This window comes from Ruminococcus sp. NK3A76 (assembly GCF_000686125.1).
In the GTDB taxonomy this organism is placed as follows: Bacteria; Bacillota; Clostridia; order Oscillospirales; family Ruminococcaceae; genus NK3A76.
This window is the reverse complement of sequence record NZ_JMMA01000002.1, coordinates 1132690-1155850: the sequence shown is the minus strand read 5'-3', so window position 1 is coordinate 1155850 and position 23161 is coordinate 1132690. Positions and strand designations below refer to the sequence as shown.

The 23161-nt window shown below is 44.9% G+C and carries 23 protein-coding genes, 2 tRNA genes and 1 pseudogene; 18 read left to right on the top strand and 8 right to left on the bottom strand.

Translation table 11 applies throughout. The features are described 5' to 3' along the window. Position 1 precedes the first annotated feature (1 nt). Entirely contained in the window at positions 2-1507 is a 1506-nt protein-coding gene (locus CD05_RS0105430) for a DNA methylase (RefSeq protein ID WP_028509634.1), read from the bottom strand. Positions 1508-1949: 442 nt separating this feature from the next. Here CD05_RS0105430 and CD05_RS0105425 point away from each other — a divergent pair, with 442 nt between their 5' ends. From CD05_RS0105425 to CD05_RS0105405, 5 genes are all read left to right on the top strand, one after another. Then, positions 1950-2606 (top strand): response regulator transcription factor, encoded by a 657-nt coding sequence (locus CD05_RS0105425; RefSeq protein ID WP_028509633.1) that lies wholly within the window; start codon positions 1950-1952, stop codon positions 2604-2606. A 412-nt stretch (positions 2607-3018) separates the two neighbouring features. Further along, positions 3019-3933, top strand: a complete 915-nt coding sequence (locus tag CD05_RS0105420; RefSeq protein WP_028509632.1) for an ABC transporter ATP-binding protein — start codon at positions 3019-3021, stop codon at positions 3931-3933. Next, positions 3926-4651 carry an ABC transporter permease subunit gene (locus tag CD05_RS0105415; protein ID WP_028509631.1) on the top strand — a complete coding sequence of 242 codons (726 nt, stop codon included), beginning with the start codon at positions 3926-3928 and terminating at the stop codon, positions 4649-4651. The genes CD05_RS0105420 and CD05_RS0105415 overlap by 8 nt, the downstream gene beginning before the upstream one ends. A 13-nt stretch (positions 4652-4664) precedes the next feature. Further along, positions 4665-5546 carry a HAMP domain-containing sensor histidine kinase gene (locus CD05_RS0105410; protein WP_028509630.1) on the top strand — a complete coding sequence of 294 codons (882 nt, stop codon included), beginning with the start codon at positions 4665-4667 and terminating at the stop codon, positions 5544-5546. A 154-nt stretch (positions 5547-5700) separates the two neighbouring features. Further along, a complete protein-coding gene (locus CD05_RS0105405) occupies positions 5701-7479 on the top strand; it encodes a Na/Pi cotransporter family protein (RefSeq protein WP_028509629.1) in 1779 nt (592 codons plus the stop codon). A gap of 298 nt (positions 7480-7777) precedes the next feature. On the opposite strand, the gene CD05_RS0105400 is transcribed toward CD05_RS0105405, so the two are convergent. The 3 genes from CD05_RS0105400 to CD05_RS0105390 all read right to left on the bottom strand — a co-directional run bounded on the left by CD05_RS0105400 (position 7778) and on the right by CD05_RS0105390 (position 8727). Beyond that, a complete protein-coding gene (locus tag CD05_RS0105400) occupies positions 7778-8110 on the bottom strand; it encodes a type II toxin-antitoxin system RelE/ParE family toxin (RefSeq protein ID WP_028509628.1) in 333 nt (110 codons plus the stop codon). Next, entirely contained in the window at positions 8103-8414 is a 312-nt protein-coding gene (locus CD05_RS0105395) for a type II toxin-antitoxin system RelB/DinJ family antitoxin (protein ID WP_028509627.1), read from the bottom strand. The genes CD05_RS0105400 and CD05_RS0105395 overlap by 8 nt, the downstream gene beginning before the upstream one ends. A 121-nt stretch (positions 8415-8535) precedes the next feature. Next, positions 8536-8727: a DUF6364 family protein gene (locus CD05_RS0105390; protein ID WP_028509626.1), complete on the bottom strand. Its 192-nt coding sequence runs from the start codon at positions 8725-8727 to the stop codon at positions 8536-8538. A 105-nt stretch (positions 8728-8832) separates the two neighbouring features. Between CD05_RS0105390 and CD05_RS0105385 the strand changes: the two genes are divergently transcribed. The 6 genes and pseudogenes from CD05_RS0105385 (at position 8833) to CD05_RS0105360 (ending at position 16985) form a co-directional block, all read left to right on the top strand. Beyond that, positions 8833-9309: a hypothetical protein gene (locus CD05_RS0105385; protein ID WP_028509625.1), complete on the top strand. Its 477-nt coding sequence runs from the start codon at positions 8833-8835 to the stop codon at positions 9307-9309. Between the two features lie 51 nt (positions 9310-9360). Then, positions 9361-9513, top strand: coding sequence for a hypothetical protein (locus tag CD05_RS20550; RefSeq protein WP_156947325.1), 153 nt, complete (start codon positions 9361-9363; stop codon positions 9511-9513). Between the two features lie 395 nt (positions 9514-9908). Further along, a complete protein-coding gene (locus CD05_RS0105375) occupies positions 9909-15308 on the top strand; it encodes an MBG domain-containing protein (RefSeq protein WP_156947323.1) in 5400 nt (1799 codons plus the stop codon). Between the two features lie 225 nt (positions 15309-15533). Continuing rightward, a complete protein-coding gene (locus CD05_RS0105370; RefSeq protein WP_028509623.1) occupies positions 15534-15944 on the top strand; it encodes a DEAD/DEAH box helicase family protein in 411 nt (136 codons plus the stop codon). Positions 15945-16139: 195 nt separating this feature from the next. After that, positions 16140-16508: pseudogene (locus tag CD05_RS21080) on the top strand (TIGR04076 family protein). 18 nt (positions 16509-16526) lie between these two features. After that, entirely contained in the window at positions 16527-16985 is a 459-nt protein-coding gene (locus CD05_RS0105360; protein WP_028509622.1) for a GNAT family N-acetyltransferase, read from the top strand. Between the two features lie 203 nt (positions 16986-17188). Here the strand turns inward: CD05_RS0105360 and CD05_RS0105355 are convergent, their stop codons facing one another. Further along, complete coding sequence (locus tag CD05_RS0105355) at positions 17189-18415, bottom strand: IS256 family transposase (protein ID WP_028509101.1); 1227 nt, start codon at positions 18413-18415, stop codon at positions 17189-17191. Between the two features lie 314 nt (positions 18416-18729). After that, the gene (locus CD05_RS20850) at positions 18730-18945 is read right to left on the bottom strand and encodes a fibronectin type III domain-containing protein (RefSeq protein ID WP_028509621.1); all 216 of its coding nucleotides are present in this window, start codon (positions 18943-18945) and stop codon (positions 18730-18732) included. A 202-nt stretch (positions 18946-19147) separates the two neighbouring features. Between CD05_RS20850 and CD05_RS0105345 the strand changes: the two genes are divergently transcribed. The 6 genes from CD05_RS0105345 to CD05_RS0105320 all read left to right on the top strand — a co-directional run bounded on the left by CD05_RS0105345 (position 19148) and on the right by CD05_RS0105320 (position 22019). Continuing rightward, a complete protein-coding gene (locus tag CD05_RS0105345; RefSeq protein ID WP_156947318.1) occupies positions 19148-19996 on the top strand; it encodes a hypothetical protein in 849 nt (282 codons plus the stop codon). Between the two features lie 16 nt (positions 19997-20012). Beyond that, the gene (locus CD05_RS0105340; RefSeq protein ID WP_028509619.1) at positions 20013-20261 is read left to right on the top strand and encodes a hypothetical protein; all 249 of its coding nucleotides are present in this window, start codon (positions 20013-20015) and stop codon (positions 20259-20261) included. Positions 20262-20263: 2 nt separating this feature from the next. Further along, a complete protein-coding gene (locus CD05_RS0105335) occupies positions 20264-20407 on the top strand; it encodes a DUF433 domain-containing protein (protein ID WP_242841236.1) in 144 nt (47 codons plus the stop codon). A 75-nt stretch (positions 20408-20482) separates the two neighbouring features. After that, the gene (locus CD05_RS0105330; RefSeq protein WP_028509617.1) at positions 20483-20935 is read left to right on the top strand and encodes a phage holin family protein; all 453 of its coding nucleotides are present in this window, start codon (positions 20483-20485) and stop codon (positions 20933-20935) included. Continuing rightward, positions 20928-21653 carry a peptidoglycan amidohydrolase family protein gene (locus CD05_RS19560; protein WP_051588845.1) on the top strand — a complete coding sequence of 242 codons (726 nt, stop codon included), beginning with the start codon at positions 20928-20930 and terminating at the stop codon, positions 21651-21653. Before CD05_RS0105330 ends, CD05_RS19560 begins: the two co-directional genes overlap by 8 nt. 15 nt (positions 21654-21668) lie before the next feature. Further along, positions 21669-22019 carry a hypothetical protein gene (locus CD05_RS0105320; protein WP_028509616.1) on the top strand — a complete coding sequence of 117 codons (351 nt, stop codon included), beginning with the start codon at positions 21669-21671 and terminating at the stop codon, positions 22017-22019. A gap of 274 nt (positions 22020-22293) precedes the next feature. Here CD05_RS0105320 and CD05_RS0105315 read toward each other — a convergent pair. Next, positions 22294-22383, bottom strand: a tRNA-Ser gene (locus tag CD05_RS0105315). 13 nt (positions 22384-22396) lie between these two features. Next, positions 22397-22485 (bottom strand) — tRNA-Ser (locus CD05_RS0105310). Between the two features lie 163 nt (positions 22486-22648). Between CD05_RS0105310 and CD05_RS0105305 the strand changes: the two genes are divergently transcribed. Next, positions 22649-23158 (top strand): hypothetical protein, encoded by a 510-nt coding sequence (locus CD05_RS0105305; RefSeq protein WP_028509615.1) that lies wholly within the window; start codon positions 22649-22651, stop codon positions 23156-23158. Positions 23159-23161: the final 3 nt, after the last annotated feature.

The following is a 23161-nucleotide window of genomic DNA, read 5'->3' as shown; positions in this document are numbered from 1 at the left end:
CCTACGCTTTATGTCCGCCTATCTGGCTGTTGCGCTCGATAGCTGTAGCGCCGTCAAGGAAATTGCTGCCCTTGAGCACGGCGTTCTTGCCGTATTTGCGCTTTATCCTGAGCATAGCTGCCTGAAGCGCCTTTTCACGTTCGACAGCTGCGAGCTTATTATCATACTCCTCAGCGCTGAGTATCGGCGAAAAGAGGTCGAGCTGCTCATACTGCTGAGAGGGCGGTATATCCTTTTCCTTTATCACGTTGCAGGCGGTTATGCAGAGCCTTCTTGAATATAGCTCGCTGTCACATATCCGGCAGAAAAGCTCATCAACAGCCTGCGTTATCATTCTTGCCGAGCAGGTGAACTGTTCGGTATCTATCGTTCCGTGTGCGTGCTTGGGCACAGGGCGGCCGTAGTGGTCTTTCTTTATCTCTCCCCTGTAGTAATTGCTGATATTGACATCACGCAGGTTTCTTATATCATAGCCGACAGTGAGGGTGAATTTCTTCGCCACGAGCCCCTTCCCCGAGAGGTCAAGAGCGAGCTGGTCGGCCATTTCCCAGGTTATAAGGCGTGCTGTTTTAAAATCAGCAGCCTGCGAGAGCACCTGGCCGGAGCTTAAGGAATTACTGCCCGGGCGGTATGACTTGATATCCTGCATAGTACACGGCTCATAGCCCCATGCGTGGTCGATAAGCAGCTCGGCATTGACACCGAACAGCTTATGAAGTTTCTTAACACCGTATTCGCTCATGGAGAACCTTGCGACATCGCCCATAGTGAACAGCCTGTTTGCCGAGAGCTTATTTGCATAGCCTGCGCCTATGCGCCAGAAATCGGTTATAGGCTTATGCTCCCACAAAAGGCGGCGGTAGCTCTGCTCGTCAAGCTCTGCGACCCTGACACCGTCCTTATCGGCAGGCATATGCTTGGCGACTATATCCATAGCTATCTTACAGAGGTAAAGGTTAGTGCCTATGCCGGCCGTAGCGGTGATGCCTGTGTTTTTAAGGATATCCCGTATTATCGTCATAGCCATGATATGAGCCGAGCCGCCGTATGCAGCAAGGTAAGCGGTAGCGTCGATAAACACCTCATCGACAGAATAGACGTGTATATCCTCCGGGGCGACATATTTGAGGTATATACGGAAGATATCAGCGCTCGTTTTCATATAGAGCGCCATTCTCGGCGGTGCGGTGATATAGTCGAGCTTCAGGGAACGGTCTTTTGCAAGCTCGCTTGCCTTACACGAGCTGCCTGTGAATTTATTGCCGGGGGCGTTGCGCTCTCTTATCTTATTGACATCAGTCACCTCAGCGATGACCTCAAACAGCCTTGCCCTGCCGGAGATACCGTATGCTTTGAGCGTGGGGGTGACGGCAAGGCAGATAGTCTTTTCAGTACGGCTGATATCAGCGACGACGAGGTTGGTATCGAGCGGGTCAAGCCCTCTGTCAACGCACTCGACAGAAGCATAGAAGCTCTTAAGGTCAATTGCTATATATTGTTTCTGCATACGGCACACCTCCCCTTATTATACGATAAAGAACATTTGTTCCTTTTTATTATTATAGCACATACATATTATTTTGTCAACACCATATATAGAATATACATTCCCTTTATCATCAACAGGTAGGTGTATTGAAAAATGGAGGAATATATGATATACTAAAATACAGTGACTATTTGCTATAGTGCTGAATAAAACTCAATGCAAAATGCATAATGCAAAATGCATAATGAATGTATCGCCCTTACGGGCGATGTATGCCCATTCGGGCAGCGTGGGATAAAAGCTCCCTGCAAACCTATCTAAGGCTTATACGCCCTACACATTCAGCCTATGAAAAAGCATTTAAGATCCGTCCTGCGAAGCAGGACACCTCAACTGTTAACTGAATAGTTCGCAGCAGCACGACAATACATATAGTACACCACACGGAGAGGAAATCAGAATGACAAAGATACTTATCATAGAGGACGACACGAGCATTGGCAATATGCTTGAAAAGACGCTGACAAACGAAGGCTATGAAACGTGCAGGGCTTATTCGGGTACTGAGGCGCTTTTGCTGCTTGACAGAACAAAGCCTGCTCTGATACTGCTTGACCTTATGCTGCCGGGGCTAAGCGGTGAAGAGCTGCTTCCCAGGATAAAGGACACCCCGGTGATAGTGATGAGCGCCAAGGGCGACCCGGCGACAAAGGTAGATATGCTGCTCGGAGGGGCTTACGATTACATAACAAAGCCTTTTGACATAAGCGAGCTGCTTGCGAGGATAACGGTAGCCCTCAGAAAGCACAGCGAGAGCGGCAGCGGCATAATAAGCTGCAAAGGGCTGACACTTGACACACAGGCGCACACGGTAACAGCCGACGGCGAGCCCATAAAGCTGACACGGACTGAGTTTGCGATACTAAAGCTGCTTATGCAGAGCCCTGACAAGGTGATAGCGAAGCTGACAATTCTTGACAGGATAAGCGAGGACACCCCCGACTGCACCGAAAGCTCGCTAAAGCAGCACATAAGCAATCTAAGAAAGAAGCTCAAAGCCGCCGACGGGCAGGACAGGATAGAGGCTGTCTGGGGGATAGGGTTCAAGCTGAGATAGTTCATTATAGTGTGGACTTTTACGGGAAATTATTTGTATAAATCGGAATTTATCTTAACAGGTAACAAGTAACGGGTAACAGGTAACAGGTAATGTGTCGGCTTGCGCCGACAGATGCCCATTCGGGCTGTTTGGGTGACGATATTTCTTATTATGAGCAAAATACTTAGGTTGAGAGTCCGAATGGACATATCGTCCGCCAAAGGCGGACACCTCAACTGTTACCTGTTACCTGTTACCTGTTACCTGAATTTGCAGCGGCTGCGCCCCTGCAAATTCCGATTTAGCTTAGCAAAGCAATTATTGTCACAATAATAGAAATCTTTACCTAATCTTTACTGTTTTCTTTACCGCTTTCTTGACCTTTATATGATATACTTAGGATAAAGAAAACAGCAAAGGAGAGAATGCTATGGAATATGTAATGAAAACACAGTCGCTTTCAAAGCGATACAAGAAATTCACAGCTCTTGACGGGCTGACGATGAATGTCCCCAAGGGTGCGATATACGGCTTTGTAGGAAGAAACGGCGCCGGAAAGACTACCCTGATAAGGATAATTACAGGACTTCAGCCGCAGAGCGAGGGAGAGTATGAGGTGTTCGGCGCTAAGGGCAGCACTAAGGAGATATATGCTTCAAGGGCAAGAATGGGGGCTATAGTCGAAACGCCCTCGATACACCTTGACTGCACAGCCGAGGAAAACCTGCTGTCGATGTACAGGATAATGGGGCTGCCAAAAGACGGGCGGATAAAGGAATTGCTGACCCTTGTAGGGCTTGGCGACACCGGAAAGAAAAGAGTTAAGAACTTCTCGCTCGGCATGAAGCAGCGTTTGGCTATTGCAATGGCGCTTTGCAACAAGCCTGACCTGCTTATACTTGATGAGCCGATAAACGGCCTTGACCCACAGGGCATTATCGAGATAAGAGAGCTGATAATAAAGCTGAACCGTGAAAAGCACATCACCGTGCTGATATCGAGCCACATACTTGACGAGCTGTCAAGGCTGGCAACACACTACGGCTTTATCGACAAGGGCAGGATAGTAAAGGAAATGAGCGCTGAGGAGCTTGAAGACCAGTGCAAGAAGTGTTTATCGGTCACGGTGTCTGACATGGGCGCTCTGACTGAGTATCTTGAAAGCAATAGTGCTGATTACAGGATAGCCAACGACAACAGTGCAGACATTTACTCTCAGATAAGGATAAACGAGCTCGTGACGACCCTTGACAGCAAGGGCTGCGAGGTGCTTCACATAAGCGAGAGAGAAGAGAGCTTGGAGAGCTTCTTTATAAACCTTATAGGGGGTGAGGCAAATGAGTAGGCTGTTATATGATAATATCGTCAGAATGAGACGCTCGTTCATACTCAAGATTGCGTTGCTTTTCTTTATTGCCGAGCCAGCTATACACATTATCCTTGCCAAAAACAACCCACGTGTCACAGAATACGGCTCGGTAAATATCGAGGGGCTGTATTTTATACCTATGGTGTTCGGCGTGCTGGCAGGCACATTCTTAGCGCATGATTATCTGCACAACACCATAAGAAACAAGCTGATAGTCGGGCACACGAGGGTGAACATATACCTTTCAAACCTGATATGCATTACGGCTTATCTTTTTATCATGATACTGCTGTATGAGGGCGTTGCTATCGGCATAGGCGTGCCTGTGATAGACGACAAGAACCTTGACTATGACGTAATGACAAAGAATATGCTCTTTTGCATACCTATGCTCATAGCTGTAGCTTCTATAGTAGTATTTCTTGGCATGACAGTAAAAAGCAATGCAGGAACGCTGGCGATATTTATGTTCTTCTATGCGAGCATGGCGTTCGGCATATTCTCTATAGAGCCGGACTTACCGTATGAATGGGTAAAAGATGTCGCCAAATGGCTGCCCTCGGCACAGTTGATGACACTTACAAATGTATCGGCAGTGGAAGAACCGGTAAGGAAGATAGTCTACTCGCTTATACTAACTACAGCATCTACAGCAGGCGGGCTGGCGATATTCAACAAGGCAGATCTTAAATAAAGGAGTTGGTTTTATGCTATGGCAGGCTTTGGCTGCGATAATAGGTCTTACGGCTGTAATAGCCCTGCTGTGCGTAAAAATATATCTGCTAAAACGCTCGGCAAGAGAGATAAGCAAAGGCTTTAAGGAAAAGCTCGGCAGTGATACGAACGCCCTTATCGGCATATCGTCAGCAGACAGGGATATGCAGAAGCTCACCTTAAGCATAAACGAGCAGCTTGGCGAGATAAGAATGCGGCAGATACGCTTTGAGCAGGGCGACAACGAGCTAAAGACTGCCATTACCAACATTTCCCACGACATACGCACTCCCCTGACGGCGATAAACGGCTATCTGAGGCTGCTTGAAAAGGAAGATATGAGCGAAGATGCTGCCGAGTATGTAAGGATAATCGCCGAAAGAACAGATGCCATGAAGGCGCTGGCTGATGAGCTGTTTGAATACTCGGTGATAGTGTCCAAAAAAGAAGACAGTGAGGCCGAGGAAGTACACATAAACCGGCTGCTTGAAGAAAGCATCACCGCCATGTACGCCGCACTGACCGAGAAGGGCATAACGCCTGAGATAGACATTACTAAGGAGAAGGTAGTCCGCTTTACCGACAAGCAGGCGATAGAGAGGATATTTACAAACATACTGTCAAACGTGATAAAGTACAGCGAGGGTGATTTGTCCGTTATTATGGACAGCAGCGGACGCATCAGCTTTTCAAACAGGGCTTCTCTTACCGAAACTGAGGTAGAAAAGCTGTTTGACAGGTTCTATACCGTAACTGATGCAAGAGCATCTACCGGGCTCGGACTTTCCATAGCAAAGACGCTCGCCGCAAGAGCCGGAGCAAAGCTAAGTGCAGAGCTTGATAACGGGCGGCTGACCATAACACTATCTGTTTAAAAATGTACCGCAATTCGCCATATTTTTTGACGAATTGCGGACTATTTTGTGCTATTATGATTATTGACAATAGGGGCTGATTTATGGTATACTAAACACGCATAATGAGATAGTATGGATAAATAAGAGAAAAATATAATGAGGGCAATTATATATGGATATCAGTAACCTGTTTGAACTCCTTTGCGGAATGGCTATGTTTATGTTCGGTATGTCACTTATGGGCGACGGGCTCAAAAGAGCTGCGGGCGCTCAGCTTGAACGATTGCTTGCAAAGCTAACAAACACCCCATTAAAAGGAATACTGCTCGGCACAGGTGTTACGGCAGTTATTCAGTCCTCCTCGGCAACATCGGTAATGACTGTCGGCTTCGTTAACTCGGGAATGATGAAATTCCGCCAGTCGATAGGCATCATCTTAGGCTCTATCTTAGGTACATCTATCACCGGCTGGATAATCGCTCTTTCCGAGGTGCAGGGCGGCGGCGGCTGGATGTCTTTATTATCGACTACCACGATGGTCGGTATTATAGCCGTTGCCGGCTTTTGTCTCAGGTCGTTTTCCAAAAAGCACAGGCTCATAGGCGATATTATGCTGGGCTTTGTAGTGCTTATGGTCGGTATTTCGAGCATGAGCTCGGCTATGGCACCTTTACAGGAAAGCAAAAAGTTCATAAACATTTTAACTATGTTCCAGAATCCGCTGCTCGGCATACTTGTCGGTACTTTATTCACAGCGGTATTACAGAGTGCATCGGCGGCTGTCGGTATCTTACAGGCTTTGACTGCGACCGGCGCTATCGACTTCAAAACGGCTTTACCTATACTTTTAGGTATCTCGATAGGTGCGGCTGTTCCTGTTCTTCTTTCTGCCATACAGGCAAGCATTGAAGGCAGGAGAACGGCTTTCATATATCTTTTCGCATCAATCATTGGCGTTGTTGTATGCGGCGCTGTATTCTACATACTCAATGCCGTGATAGGCTTCACATTTATGGGTGTTAAGATGACCCCCATAACCATTGCGGCAGTCAACACGCTGTTCAGACTTGCAAATGTCATCATACTGATGCCGTTTATCGGCGCACTTGACAAGCTGACCTGCACGCTTATACGGGACAAGCACCCCGACGACGAGCAGGACATCAATCAGATACAGCTCGAAGAACGTTTTATCCCCTACCCTTCACTTGCGATATCGCAGAGCCGCAGTGCTATCTACGACATGGCAAAGACCGCTTTAAAGAGCGTAAAGAAGTCAGTTACGGCGCTGGAGGAATACTCGGACGAGTTATTCGAGAAGGTAAAGAGATACGAAGACCTTGCTGACAGGTACGAAAACGACATAGGCACATACCTGATGAGACTCTCACAGAACGAGTTAAAGGAAAGCGAGAATGCTGATGTATTCAAGTTCCTGCACACTCTGACAGACTTTGAGAGAATAACCGACCACTGCATGAGCATAGCCTACATCGCAAAGAACAACAAGGAAGAGAACATCGTCTACTCTCAGAAGGCAGGCAAGGACTTACAGGTGATAATCAGCGCTGTTATTGAGAACATGGATCTGACTGTGAACTCATTCATGGACGAGAGCTGGAAGCCTGACGGTCGTGTAGCGGCTCTGACACAGGTAATAAGAGCATTATGCGGCAGAGCTGAGATGAACCACGTCAAGAGGTTACAGGCGGGTGAATGTTCACTCAAGCAGGGTTCTGATTACGGCGAGCTTCTGACAGACCTTGAAAGAATAGCAGTTCACAGCTCGAAGATCATCATGGCGATGCTCGAAGTCGAAGCTGACAGCTATCACATACATCTTACCGGCGAGCAGTCGCTTAAGGTAAGAGACAACATGATAGAAAAATCGACTCAGGAATACGTTGAGAAATACGGGCTCAACATTTCCGACCTACAGATAAACAGGTAACTGATAATACACAGCCGGCCTTACGGGGTCGGCTTTTTGTTATACACAAGTGGGTATAAGAAAACACACATCACGCTAACGTGCGCAATGTGTGCTTTGCTGGCGCGGATTGAGAGATTTGAAATATAGGGAGCTGGTTTAGTGCAGGTTGGCGTAGTTAAGAATAGCTCGATTTTACGCCGTTTTCGATAAGTTGCAGTGAAGTGAGAATACGCCCATTTAGGTCTATTTTGGTATAGCATAACACCCTAATAACACCCTAAGATTATAAAATCAACACTTTGCCGGATCATGTTATTCACGTCATCGGCATATCAGCCATAGCGTCCACCTGATCTCGTCTGGCATAAATAACATCTGTCACTATGACCTTTTTCTCCGGCTCATTGATCCAGAAATAGACATAGTAATTGCCGACCGTCATCTGATGGATACCAAGCGTTTTCCACGGCTCGTCTTCTGTCAGTCTGACCTTGTTTGGAAATGTATCAAGCCCGAGTATAGCATCAAAGATCATTTTGACAGTGTTTCGGGCAGCCTGCGGTGCTTTTAGCTCATTTCTGATATAGAACGCTATTGCCCTCACAGAATTCTCTGCAAAGGCAGTGACCTCGACCTCGTATTTATTCATCGCCGAGTTCTCCTATCAGTTTGCTGTATACCTTATCAGCCGAAGAAGTCATTCCCTGCTTAGCCTGTTCAAGCCCGACTGCCATTCTCTGATCGAACTCCTCCCTGGTCATCTCGTCACGGGCTTTAAGATCATTTACAGGCACAGACGGGCGAAACGGCAGCCCGTTCCAGAGAATGATCTCCCTGTAAAACATATTTATCGCAGTAGAAACAGGAATACCCAGCTTTGCCATAACAGCCTCTGCCTGAGCCTTGATGTCCGGTTCAACTCTTGCAGTAACGTTTGCGGTTCTTGTTGCCATAGTATCGACCACCTTTCTGATACTATTATACCACATTGTATCGCAGATTGCAATACATTTACTAAAATATTTATGATTTTCTATAAAATAAGCGATCACAGTTATCTGTAACCGCTTATTTTTATTCTATTGATAGATCTTCTTCGGTAAGTTTTATCTCGCCGTTTTCTTCCTCATACTTATTTATTGTCTGTTTGATGACCGTTTCGATCATATTTGTCATAGAACGGTTCTGCTTTTCAGCAATCTTTTTGATTTTTGCATGATCTTCGAGATCAAGGCGCAGTGTAAATCTTGTTTTAAGTACAGCCATAGTGATACCTCCTTTGTAAATATGATACCACTATGACACCTTTTTGTATTCTGCCATATTGGCACCACTATGACACCATAGTATAATTATTATGGGGGTGTTACAATGGAAATATACACTGTCAGCTTATTTGGTCATAGGCGCATTGACAGTATTGCTGAGCTTGAAAACAAGTTAGAACCCATAATATGTGAGCTCGTTAAGAATAGGTCATATGTAGAATTTCTTATCGGACGGGAGGGTGAATTTGACCGGATCGCTGCCGGTATAATACGCTGGATATGTAAAGAGCTTGACTACGGAAATACTCACCTGTCACTTGTGCTGCCATATATGACGGCAGAATACAGGGATAACGAAGAATATTATCTGGAGTATTATGATGAGGTAGATGTTTGCAGTGAATCCGCATCAGCTCATTTTAAAGCCGCTATACGGCTGCGTAATCGCTCTCTGATCGACCGTTCCGATCTTGTGGTATGTTATGTCAAAAACAACTCCGGAGGGGCTTACAAAGCGTTAAAGTACGCTTTGAGCAAGGGCGTGAAGACGGTAAATACATATAATACTGAAGATATGTGATTTGACAACTAATATCGAATATAGTCTAATAAAAATACGAGATGATATATAATGTCAGAGATATTTAGTCCTACAACACTAACAGTTAATCAGCTGATTGAAAAAATAGATACCGGTGAGCTTGGTCTTCCTGAACTCCAGCGTCCTTTTGAATTGAAACGTGAGCTTCGCATAGATGAGTTTCAAAGACTTGATGATAATTAAACAAAGTACAGCAAGCCCTGTTCATTCACAAAAACAGGGCTTGCTTAATTCACCGAAAGTATAAATAAATCTTAAATCTCCTCAGCGCAAAACCACATATAATGTCATAAAAATATTGACTTTTCCGTGAATTTGTGCTATAATAGCAATATTAGAAGGATTTACAGAGCGTAAATTGTTAAATGTAAAATCTTTGCAAATTTTTGGAAGAAAGAGTTGACAAGGTTATGGCTATGCGGTACAATTGCGCAAGCAAGCAAGCAAGCAAGCAAGCAAGGCATAACTGCGCCCTTTTTAAAAAATATGTTTATTTAAGCGTACTCTGCGTTTTTGCGTAGGGTGCGCTTTTGCTGTTAAAAATCACAATAAATTTAATTTTCAAGGAGGAAAAGAGAATGAAAACAAACATTTTAAAGCGCACGCTCGCCGGTGTGCTGGCTATTCTCTGCGTAGCAGGCTCGTTGCCTGCAAACGTTGACGGAGGTGGGCTTTTTGACAGTACGGCGATAGTGGCGAAGGCGGCTTACCGTCTCGGCGATCTTAAAATCGAGGGCGGTACTGTAAATGGTTCAGTAAACAATACGACATGGGAATTTAATAAAGATAATACCACCTTAACTTTGAATGGTGCGAATTTTACAGGTAGCGATGATAGTTATAAAGCCATTGATTATAGTGGAACTGATAAATTGACAATTGTATTGGTAGGCGAAAATAAAATAGATTTTTCCGCAGGCGGTAGTTGCGGTATCCATTCTACAGCACCTATAGAAATAACTGGAACAGGTTCTCTTACAATAATAGGAAATACAGGTTTAGGAGCAGACGAATCTGGTATTTTTATGAAAGACGAAGATTCTGACCATGGAGGAGATATCACTATCAGTGAGGGTGCAACAGTAGATATCAGTGGTGCATATATTGGCATCTTTTGTTCTAATTCAGATAGCGATATTATTGTTAATGGCAGCACATTAAACGCACAAGGGACGGGTTATGGAATTTCGTGGTCCGGCAATGTAATTATTGACAACAAATCATCTGTTACTGCAATTGGAAATAATCAGGCTATAGGGGGCTTGGTAAAAAATGCAGTTCCCGGAAAAGGCTGGACTAATGCTACAGACACAAGTGGCGGAACGGTGATTGCAGTCAACACTACTGGGCAGAAATTATTATCTTACAAAAAGGTGCAGTTCACAGCCCCTGCCGCCCCCACCCTTTTCTCCGAAGATTTTGAATCGGCGACGGCTTATACCGGTGATTCTGGTTTGAGCAGTGATAATCTTAGGTACAGCGGTGAGTCAGGTGAACCCGGCGTAATGGTTCCAGGCACAACATATCATCTTGCTGATTATAGCCATGTTGAGATGAATACTGAGGGATCGTCAGCTATGGATCAAGAGGGACCGTCATCGACTGGGTCTATCTCCATTACTTTTGACAACAGTTTGGAGCAATGTAAAAATGGTAATTTTACTCTTCCCAATGATGCTGTTGAAATGAGGCATTTCAATTATGAAAGCTACGAAGGTCTCATAAATGTTGATGCTGATCCTATGTATAGCTTCAAACTGCCAGAAGCAGGAGGCAGCTTTACACTTGTAAAGAATGAAAACGGTAATCTCACACTCGGCTACGATGCAAACTATGTGAAAGAAAACTACCTCCCCACCGGTTGGACAATCGAAGCTACTCATATGCCGAGTACAATGTTCACATGGCACACAGAAGCTGATGGAAGCAATGTATATCAGGGCAATACAGGTACTAATTATCTTGTACATTCACAATATCCTTGGAGTGAATATCTTGTTACGCCCAAGATCAACCTCTCTGCATCTGATGGCGCTAAGCTGACGTTCTGGTATCAGAATTGTGCTTCTGATTCAAATGTTGACCAACTGCAAGTGTGTTACAGAGTGGACAATGGTGAGTGGACACAGATCTTCACCACGACAGAAGCGCATGCAGACTGGACACAGGCGGAGATCACTCTGCCGGACGGAGCGAGAGCGGATAATGTGCAGTTCGGCTTCTATGCGGATGGCAAATATGGCGGCGGATACAAGCTTGATGATGTTGCTGTCGTTCCCGTAAGTGACAGCGGCAGCGGCGGCGGCTCAACCGAAACCCACACCCACACCTTCACCTACGAAGCCGGCACAGGCGATAATGCAAATACCATCACTGCGACCTGCGGCGGCACAGGCACCTGCGACCTGACGGATAACAAGGTGACCCTCACCCTCACTGCGCCCACAAGCCTGACCTATGACGGCATGGCAAAGGAAGCAACGATCAGCGGCTATCCTGATACCGTACCCGAAGGGCTTGAAGCAGAACCGTCAACGATCACTTATTTCGCATCCACCGGCACAGGCAGCACCACCCCAAGCGGTTCGGCTCTTTCCGGCGCACCGACGAATGCCGGCAACTATGTTGCGCAGATCACATGGGGTGAGCAGACCGCAAGCGTGGCGTTTACTATCGCAAAGGCAGCACCTGCCGCAGCCAATTTCAATTTCACAGCTCCGGGAAGTACGACCTATGACGGCAATGCAAAGCCGGCAACAGTTGGATTTAATTCGAATTCAGACGCATTGTCCGGAATGGGCAATATCACTGTAAATTATTCCGGCGATGGCGGCAATACTTGGACGGAAACGGCACCAACTAATGTTGGCACATATTATGTAGGCATTACAGTTGCAGAGGGCACTAACTACAGCGCTGTCACAACGCCTGTTCTGCATGATAATAGCTGGGTCTTTGCGATTGGAAAAGGATCAGCAGCCAGCGGTGTAACTCCTCCGACACTTGCTTCCGATTCTACCTATCTTACCTACTCCAAAGAATCCAAGAATCTGTTAGTTTCAACTGGCTCTGTACCAACAGGCTGCACCATGAAATATGCCGTCACTACAACCAATACAGCACCCACGGACGAATCGGCGTGGGGAGCTACAGCCGAGGCGACCAATGCCAACACATACTATGTGTGGTATAAGGTTGACGGCGGAGATAATTATGCGAATATTTCTGCAACTTCTGCCGGAACAGTGACGATTGCACCGAAGGCTGTAACGATTACACCGAACGAAAATCAAAGCAAGGTTTACGGCGTTGCTGACCCGACAACATTTACTTACACAACAGCCGATCTTTGCGAGGGCGATTCGCTAAGCGGTGCGCTGATCCGTGCAGAAGGTGAAAATGCTGGCCGCTATGATTTCGATGTAAGCGAACTTACAAACCCGAACTATACGGTTTCGCTCGCAGCGGGCGCTCCGAAGTTCACAATCACCGCAAAGCCGATCACCGTGACCGCAAATAATGCAACGGTTACTTACGGCGATGCTGCTCCGACTTACGAATACACCGTTAGTGAAAACGGTCTGGTCGGAAACGATACTCTGACAAGTATCAGTTATAGCTGTAGCTATGCACAGTACAGCAATGTTGGCAGCTATAATATCACGCCGAGTCAGACGGAAAATGCGAATCCCAATTATAACATCACATTCAACTCCGGCACACTGACCGTTGAGCAAAAGGAGATCGGCATTACCTGGGGCGAAACACACTTCACCTATGACGGTGAATCTCACGTTCCGACTGCGACACCGTCAGCAGGTTCTCTTGTCAATGGCGATCAGGTTTCGATCACCGTTACCGGCGGACAGACCAATGCCAGCGATACCGCTTACACCGCAACGGCAAGCGGTCTGACCGGCGACAAGGCAGGCAACTACAAGCTCCCGACAACCGGCGTTACGAAGGAATTCACCATCGCCAAGGCAAATCTGACGATTGCAGATGCCAACAAGCCTACAGGCACAAATCCGACCTATAACGGAAATGCACAGGCGCTTGTGACTGCTCCGACAACTGCCCCGACAGGCGGTACGTTGAAGTATAACGACAAGCTTGTTCATACCGGAACTTGCGATATTAAAGTTGGAGATATTCTTAATCCTATAGATGAACAAGGTATTTTCTTCTCGGAAAAATATAAGAATTATAAACTCCAGTACACTAATATCGATGAATTTTTACAGACAATCACTCCAGCGGCAGGCGGCGTACTGAACATCTGCAAAAAAGAAAATGGATTATGTTATGGAAATGGAGATATTATTGTAGAATTTCCTTCATCTAAAGATGCATTAAAAATTACAGCAATTGATAACAATTCCCAAACCATAACAGCGGTGCTTGTCTCGTCCGCAACAGAGGGCTGGTCAACTGAAATCCCGCAGGGAACTGATGCAAAATCTTACACCATCGAATACAAGTTCATCGGCGATGCAAACCACAATGATTATGTGCCGGCTGAACCGCTCAGCGTATCGATCGCCAAGGGCGATCCTCTGAAAACTCCCCCGTCCTCCAAGAACCCGACCTACTACAGCAGTGCAGTTCAGCTTATCAATGCAGGCGAGGTAGAGGAAGGCTGCAAGATCGAGTATGCACTCGGAACAGATGCAACAACTGCTCCCACAAGTGGCTGGGAAACAGATGCTACCAAGATCACAGCAAATAAGTCCGGCACTTTCTATGTATGGTACAAAGTGACAGGCACTGCAAACTATGAAGATGTTGAAGCAAAACCAATTACAGTAACTGTTTCTCCTGGCATTACGGCACAGACCTGGACGCTCACAATGGACAGCTACGAGTACGACGGCACGGCTCACGAGCCGACAATAAACGGCACAGCCTACGGCGATCTGACATATACATACCTGACATCTGCCGGCGTTATGCTCAGCGAAGCTCCCACCGAGCCGGGCGATTATCTCATATGGGTAACAGCTGCCGGCGATGATACACACCCGTCAAAGCTCGAATCTGTAGAGTACACTATCAAGGGCGCTAAGTTCGCAGCAGGCAATACAGTCAGCTTCAAGGAGAAAGTGGAGTTCAACTTCCTCGTGGAAGCTACAGATGCAGACACAGTAGAGGGCGCATATGTAGTCTTCACATACGACCACTACGGTGAAAAGATGACAGTCAAGAAGCCTATCAACAAGGAAGACAAGAACGGAAAGTACTACAGAGTTAGATTACCTTTGACAGCCTCTGAAATGGCTATCGACATCAAGGCTGAACTCTACCTCCCGACACTTGATAAGCCTGTCGATACCAAGACAAGAAGCATAAAGAACTACGCCGAGGCAGCAATAAAATCCAACCTCGACGGTGCAGAAGTTCTTAAGGCAATGCTCAATTATGGTGGTTATACTCAGACGGCACTCGGCAATAACACCGCTCTCCTCGCTAATAGTGGTGAAGGCATAGCAGTTGATGTATCAAGTGTAGCACCCAAGAGCGCTACAACATTTGTAAGACCCACAGCCACCAACGGTGCAAAGGTCACATACAAGGGCTCGACTGCAATGACAACAAGTGATCTGTATGTACGTCATTACTTCACAGTTGATTCAAGCATGACTGCTTCGGAACTTAATGCAGTTATGGTAAAGGTCGGCGACAATGCCCCCATTTCGATGTCTAAGCTCAAAAAGAACAACATAGGCTATTACTGTGAAATGTCTCCCGAGCTTGCATACGAGCTTGACAAGGAGAATGACAAGATAGTTGTTTACGGTTTCGCAGGTGCTGAAACAGCAGACAGCGAAAATGCAATCAGCATCGAAAACTACAACGTCATCGACTACTGCGAGGCTGTTGCAGGCAGCAACAAGCAGACCACAGATGCTAAGAACATGGTCAAGGCTATGTATTCTTACTACACAGCTGCAAAGGCTTATGTTGATAGCAGGAGCTGATGATCTCTTGCCAGACGGCATGACAACTGAATAGCTAAAAACCACCGCTGTTTCTTTTGAAACGGCGGTGATTTTCATCATCTCGGGTCAGGAGAGCCGCTGCAGGACTGTCTGTTACACGTCTTAGATATGTGTGTTGTCATTTTAGCTTTTTCAGAAAAAATGCCCTGACACAGTCAAGTCGGTACTAATATAGAAGTTTTAGGACAAGGGCTACATAGCGATATGTGGGGTACAAAAGAGAATAGTGTATCATTTGATGATTTTGAAAGTCAAAAAGTTGTTCTTATCTCCGACGAAGCACACCACCTTAATGTAGATACAAAGAAAAAACTCTCATCGGAAGAAGAAGATAACCGGAAATCATGGGAATATACGGTCAATAAGATTTTCGGGTGCAACAGGGATAACATTTTACTTGAATTTACAGCGACTTGCGATTTAGAAAATAATAACATAAAAGCTGCATACGAAAACAATGCTTGTTATTTTTGTTGCGCTATGGCGCATTTTTTCTCGCCTGAGCGTTTCTTTCCGCTCAGGCTTTCGATGCTTTGTCATCGAATTTGGAGCGACAGCGACTTATCTCCGACGCCGCTTTGGTCGGCGGTCATATTCGCTCACGCTCCTGCGTGATGCTCTCTATATCATCACTCTTGAAATTGTAAACTGGTACGGCGCAGTTTGGGTGGCAGTTTGAAGAAAGTTGGGGTTGCTTTTTCGGTTGCGGTGTAGTATAATGTAAAAGTGAGAGTAAGCACTCGACTTGCTCGTGTAAATCAGAATATGTTGACCAATTATGCTATATTAGCTGACTGATGGTGAGAGATTATGAAAAAATGCTATGACGAAGAATATGAATTCTCGGTGGAGGTAGTTAACTTTTTGCATGGAGAAAATACAGAAAGATATTGCCATAATGGTGAAGAAATCGGTGATGTTTATAAATGCACCTATTGATGTCCGGTCAATGAGGATGGATACGGTATCTGTTCAAAGACAATGATGATGTTATATCCTTTGATGGAAGCTGTCAGAAGCGGTGGCGATCTTACCAGAGTCGGCGGTGATGGAAAGCACATAAAAACAGTTGTGTGTCCAGATGGCTGCGTGTTTTTCAGACTGACGGCAATTCCTCTGGGAAATGAAAATTTTCATACCGGCGGTTTCTGGGATTATCCCGATGAAACACAGAAATAAGAAAAGGAGAAGAAAACAATGGTCATAGCTATAAACGATCCGAATGAAAAAAGAATGATTGCAAGAATGGTGCTTGAGACCCTTACGGAATGGTTTGAGGTCGAAGATAGCCGTGAAGCTTATATCCGGGACTGTGCTGACTGGATTTTCTTAGCAGCTAAGAACGATGATACTATAATAGGATTTCTATGCCTAAAGGAAACAGGAAACGCCACTGTTGAACTTGCTGTTATGGGAGTAATGAAGGAATACCATAGAAACGGTGTTGGTCATAAGCTTGTAGAGAAGGCTAAAGAAGTGGCGATGGCTGACGGATACGAATTTATGCAGGTTAAGACTGTGAAGATGGGAATGTATGAGGACTATGACAGGACAAATCATTTTTACATAAGCTGTGGTTTCAAGGAATTAGAAGTATTTCCGCTCCTTTGGGATGAGGCAAATCCCTGTCAGATCTATGTGATGTCTTTGAAGTGAGATAGTTAGCTATCAAAAAAGATAATCTCATAATTCTTATTGTGATAATCTTAGTATTTTTTACAAATTAGGCTCTGCGAAAAAAACTCTGTAAATTCAAAAACTGTGATAAAAACGTTAAGTTGTGAGCGGCTTGAAAATAGCCGCTCCGATTTTTTTACAGTATACAATAGATACTGTAATTTGTCAAGGTTCTTTGGATATCAGCCGATCCTGTCGGGGTACATGATCTCAAGCTCGCCCAGGACTTTGCCCCAGTTTCGCAGCGGCATGGTCCATTTCTTAGCTATCTCATGCGTTGCAAGATACAGAGCCTTCAGGAGCGCTGTATCGCTTGGAAATACGCTTCTCTGCTTGTTCAGACGGCGATAGCCGCTGTTAAGACTCTCTATAGCGTTGGTGGTATAAATCACCTTTCTGACATCAGCTGAGAACTTGAAGATCGGTGATATTACGTCCCAGTTCTTGTACCAGCTCTTCATAGCGTTAGGATAATCGTCCTCCCATTTCTCAGTAATGCGATCAAGAGCTTCCAGAGCAGCGTCCTCGGAAGGCGCATGATAGATCGTTTTAAGGTCATTTGCCAACTCCTTCTTGTTCTTCTCTCCGACGTATTTCAGTGTATTTCTTACCTGATGAACGATGCAGCGCTGTAGCTCAGTTTGCGGAAAAGCTGCTGATACAGCTTCTTTCATGCCTGTAAGACCGTCTGCGCAGATGACGAGAATATCCTTAACTCCGCGATTTTTCAGCTCGTTCAGAACGCCGAGCCAGTACTTGGCGCTCTCGTTTTCACCGATATGTATTGAAAGAACTTCCTTGTGACCTGTCATGCTGACAGCAAGGATCACATATGCGGCAAGCTTCCTGATCTGTCCGTTATCACGCACTGAGAAGTGTACTGCATCGATGAATACTATCGGATATACTTCGTCCAATGGACGTTTCTGCCAGTCCTCTATCTGCGGCAGAAGGCGGTCTGTGATATCTGATACCATACCGTCGCTGACTTCAAATCCGTAGATATCTTCGATAGTTTCGCTTATCTGGCGTGTGGTCATTCCTTTAGCATACAAAGCTATTATCTTCTGCTCAATCCCTGAGATGTCCTTCTGACGCTTCTTTACGACCTTTGGCTCAAAACTGCCGTCACGATCCTGCGGCACTTCTATTTCGGTTTCTCCGAAGTTTCCGCGGATCTTCTTGGTTTTCTTACCATTACGAGAGTCGGGATTGTCGGAACGCTCATATTCCTGATATCCAAGATGCTCGTCCATTTCGGACTCAAGCATTTCCTGAATTGTTCCTCCGAGAAGGTCTTTCAGGGCATCCTCAATATCCTTAGCCGACTTGATGTCGTATTCCTCAAGCAGCATTCCTATGATGTTCTTCTTGCCCTCGCTCATCGGTTCTCTTTTTCTTCTTGCCATAAAAAATCAGCCTCCTGTGATATTAATTCTATTTTATCACAGTTTGCTGACTTTTTACAGACTTTTTTTCAGAGGCTCTCCCTGTCAGATCTATGTGATGTCTTTGAAGTGAGATAGTTAGCTATCAAAAAAGATAATCTCATAATTCTTATTGTGATAATCTTAGTATTTTTTACAAATTACAATATCCATTATATACTGTAAAACTCGGAGCGTCTTTTTCACTGTCGCTCTTGTAATATCACAGTTCGGTTTTTACAGAGTTTTTTCGCAGAGCCAAAAAGGCACGTCAATTATCGGCGTGCCTTTAACTATTATTTGACCTTGATTTTCTTCACTTCTGACCAGCCGCTGCAAATCTTTACACCTGCAACGGATTTGTAAGTACGAACTCTTACATAATAAGTCTTGCCCTTTGTGAGTTTCTTTATTGTCTTTGATGTGCCTGTAGCATTTACTGTCTTAGTGGTCTTCTTGGTAAATTTGCTTGATGTTGAGTAGGATATCTGATAGCCTGTAATACCGGACACCTTGCTGTAAGTTGCTTTTATCTGCTTGGTCTTGGGCGAGGTAACGCTCTTAAGAGTCGTTTTTTGGGGGTATATCTTGAAAGTAGCAGTTATCTTGCCGCAGTATTTGCCCCTGCCCTTTACTGTAACGGTCGCTTGTCCTAGATTAGTATTATTACTGTAAGATACTGTATAGTCAGTTCCGTTTACGAGTACATTTCCTTTGGCATTTAGTAAAGTCCAAATTGATAGTGATTATCTTGCTCAAGCACATACTAATGCTAATGGCGTTGTAAATTCATACATTTTTTTACCAATGTTTAAAGGATGTGTGGATAGAAGTAGCAAGTTACGTTCTCTTATGGGTGCTTATCCCGCAGGAAACACGACTGCTTCACTCGAAGTAAGTTATGTAAATAATTGCGGTAGTGGCTGGCAATTATGGGATAAGGCTAAAATAGACCTTATAATGGATTTAATTGTTTTGATTACAAAATCCACAAATTGCCGAGCCAAAATAGGTAATGGTGACTGTAATACTTATAAATCATCTGATACTTATAAGGGCATGATGAAATCAGGCTATGAAACTGATGGTTCGACACGTTCTGCTAATGCTCAGTTTTACGGTTATGAAGGCACAGAAATTACAAGTTACGGTAAGCATCATATGATAGCTTTTTATATTGAAGACTTATGGGGCAATAGAAATGATAGGTGTTTAGGATTTAATCTTGTAAGCGATGAATATAAAGTTAAGATGACACCTCCTTATGCTCTTGATAGTGATAGCACTTATACAACTCTTAGCGTATCATCTCCATCAAGTACAACTGGTTGGCTAAAAAATGTGTCATCTGGAATATATGGTGATGTTCCAACAGAAGTTGGTGCAAGTAGCACTACTGGATTTGCCAACAATTTCTATAAAAATATATATAGTACAGCCCTTGCTCAGTTTGGTGGTAATGCCAACGATAAACTGTCAGTTGGTCGTTATTGGACTCTGGTCTATGCATCCAACAGCAACTATTGGGATAGAGGCGGTTCGCCCTGTTATAGCGCACCATAAAAAGGAGGTATAAAATATGCAATATCAAAAATCAATAAGCAATGATTATCCTATATTAGTAGATATAACTTCTTCTCCTACTACTGTGTATCTCCGTAAAAATGTAACAGAGGTGGAAGTAACTGACCCAGAGAGAGAAGAAACACGCACAGAATATCACTATGATGAAGCTATGATAAGTAAAAATGAATATATAGCTCTTTTGCATGAACAAGTAGCTGATGTAGAAGAAGTCTTAGCTGATATGTTGTATGGAGGTGAATGATAATGAGCAATGCTAAATTAAAGTTAATGGTATCTGTTTTTGCAAGGAGAATGGCAGCAGGTGAAACATTTGATGAAGTAGCTGCTGATTATCCGAAGTTGACTGATGAGGACTTAGAGCAGATACGAAATGCGCTGGAGGGGTGAGCCGTATGAGCAAGCATAGCACAACAAAAGGCTGGATAACGGCGGAGGAGTATGAAATGATAGTGGGTGAGCCGTATGGACAAGCATAACACAATAAAAGCCCTCTGCTCTGCCGTTGTGGCAGGGCTGACGGCGTATTTTAAGGTAATAGCCGTGCCGGTGGCGCTGCTGGTTGTCGTGATGCTCATCGACTATGCCTCAGGCGTGGCTAATGCCTTCACGAAGGGTGAGTGGAGCAGCAAGGTCGGGCTCAGGGGCATCGTCAAAAAAGTCGGCTACATGGGAGTAGTCATCGTTGCTGCGGTGTTTGACTGGCTGATATACTCAGGGCTAAAGGGCGTGGGCGTGAGCTTCGACGGCTCGTACTACTTTGGCCTTATAGTCACGATATGGCTCATCATCAACGAGTGCATATCAATACTCGAAAACCTCGGGGAGCTCGGCGTACCGCTGCCAACGTTTCTGATAAAGGGCATTAAAAAACTACAAAAAAATATTGAAGATAAGGGAGGAAATGATAATGAGTAAGGTAAGCAAGGCCGTTGAATACATGGTAAAGGTCGCAAATGACCCAAAGCACGGCTACTCGCAGACAAACCGTAATGGCAATCCTGACACATGGAGCGACTACGACTGTAGCTCGCTTGTGATATCTGCATATCAGGCCGCAGGCATACCGGTCAAAGACAAAGGCGCAACGTACACCGGGAATATGTACTCGGTGTTCTTACAGTGCGGCTTCAAGGACGTGACGAACAAGGTCAATCTTGCGACCGGCTCGGGGCTTATCGCAGGCGATGTGCTGCTTAATCATCAGAACCACACGGCTATGATGATATCCACCTCTCAGCTTGCTCAGGCAAGCATCGACGAGAAGGGCGGCATCAGCGGCGGCAAGGTCGGCGATCAGACGGGGTATGAGATAGCGACACGCTCTTACTACAATTATCCGTGGAACGTGGTACTCAGATATCCCGAGACGGCGGCGAAGGCACTGCCGGTACTCGACAAGAGCGGCTACACTCTCGGCAAGAAAACACCGGGCGTACTGGCCTACAAGGAATGGCTTATATATGCCAAGGAAAAGGGATATATCAAGCAGGGGGTCAAAGAAGACGAGTGCTTTGGCGAAGGTACAGAGAAGGCGACCAACGAGCTCTTAAAGAAATGGGGTTATAAGCAGACAGGTATTGCCGGAGCTAATCTCATCAAGCGGCTCAAGAAAGAGATTGCGAAGCTGAAATAAAGAAAGGTGTATATTATGAGAGAACTTAGTACAATACAGAAGAGGAACAACCTCAATGAAGTATATGCAGCAGATGAAACAGGCCCCGGCAATGCAAATCATGTTTATTTCATCAAGTGTGATGATGAGCCTGTTGTCATAGCTTTTCAGAAAGGACCTCGCATGGATCCTGAAAGCACAAGAGGCGTTCTTGATGTTGACCTTCTTGAAATAGTAAGAGACCGCCTGAAAGGGTTCCAGTCTGGAGATTTCAGTTGCAGAGAAAACGCCTGTGCTCTTACCCACATTGAAGAAGCTCTGATGTGGATGAACCGCAGAGTTGAGGACAGAGCAGAAAGAAACGTGTTAGGTACTTACGATAAGTAAGATAGGTGTATATGCACTTAAACAAGCGTGCATTTTTGTATAGCTGCACAAAGCCGAAGAAATAAACTTGTTAAAAATGTATAGATAAAGCCCCTGCTCGGTTGAGTAGGGGCTTAGTCACCGTCTATATTGTAAGCTAAATTAGATTATAGCAGTAATCTTTGAATTATAAAAAAAATAAGTAACCGGCTCAGTAATAGAATGAAATTTTTAAAAACATAAGAAAATTTTAGAGCATAATAAAAACGCCCGAAAGTGCGTTCTTTCGGACGTTTGGCGCGGATTGAGAGATTTGAACTCTCGCGCCCCTTTCGAGACCTACTCCCTTAGCAGGGGAGCCCCTTCACCACTTGGGTAAATCCGCATAAATATTTAATTGGCGGACAGGGTGGGATTCGAACCCACGGTACGTTGCCGTATCACCGGTTTTCAAGACCGGCTCCTTAAACCACTCGGACACCTGTCCAAAACAATATCATTTTCACGACTTAATTATTTTACCATATTTTCAGGCGTTTGTCAATAGTTTTTTGAAAAAAATTTATTCTTTTATGTTCACAGGCCGTTTATTGACTATCTCCGGCATTTGTGGTATAATCTAACAAATAACATGAAAGGCCGGGCTTGGTATGATAATATTCGCAGTTGATGACACAGCTTACAGGCTGCTCAAAGAATGGGCGTATAATAACAGCGACCTCGTTATCCGGTTCTGCGATGATATCACTCCAAGATTCAAAAACGCAAGGATCCTTTTGCAAAAGAGTGACAAGCCGCCGATAGATATCCACTACAGGGTCGATCTTAACAAGATAGCCTACTTTTATCTCCCCTCTGTCGGGAAACAGCAGATAAGATTCTCTGTCAACAATGACCTGAGAAGCGAGCGGCACTACAACATCACGTCTTATTTTGAAGAGATAGCTACTTTTTATATCGACATCGCAGATGTATTCCTGCGGCTCAATGCTTTCCTGTTAAACGGAAGTATCTCGACTGATGCGAAAAAGGCATTTGAGAAAAAGACCTTGCTCGATTTCAAAAAAGAGTATTACTTCACGCTCAGGAAGAAAAAGGGTCAGTGTGTCCTTGATATATGCGATGTAGAAAAAGAAGACGGCGTTTACATAGTCAGATAACAG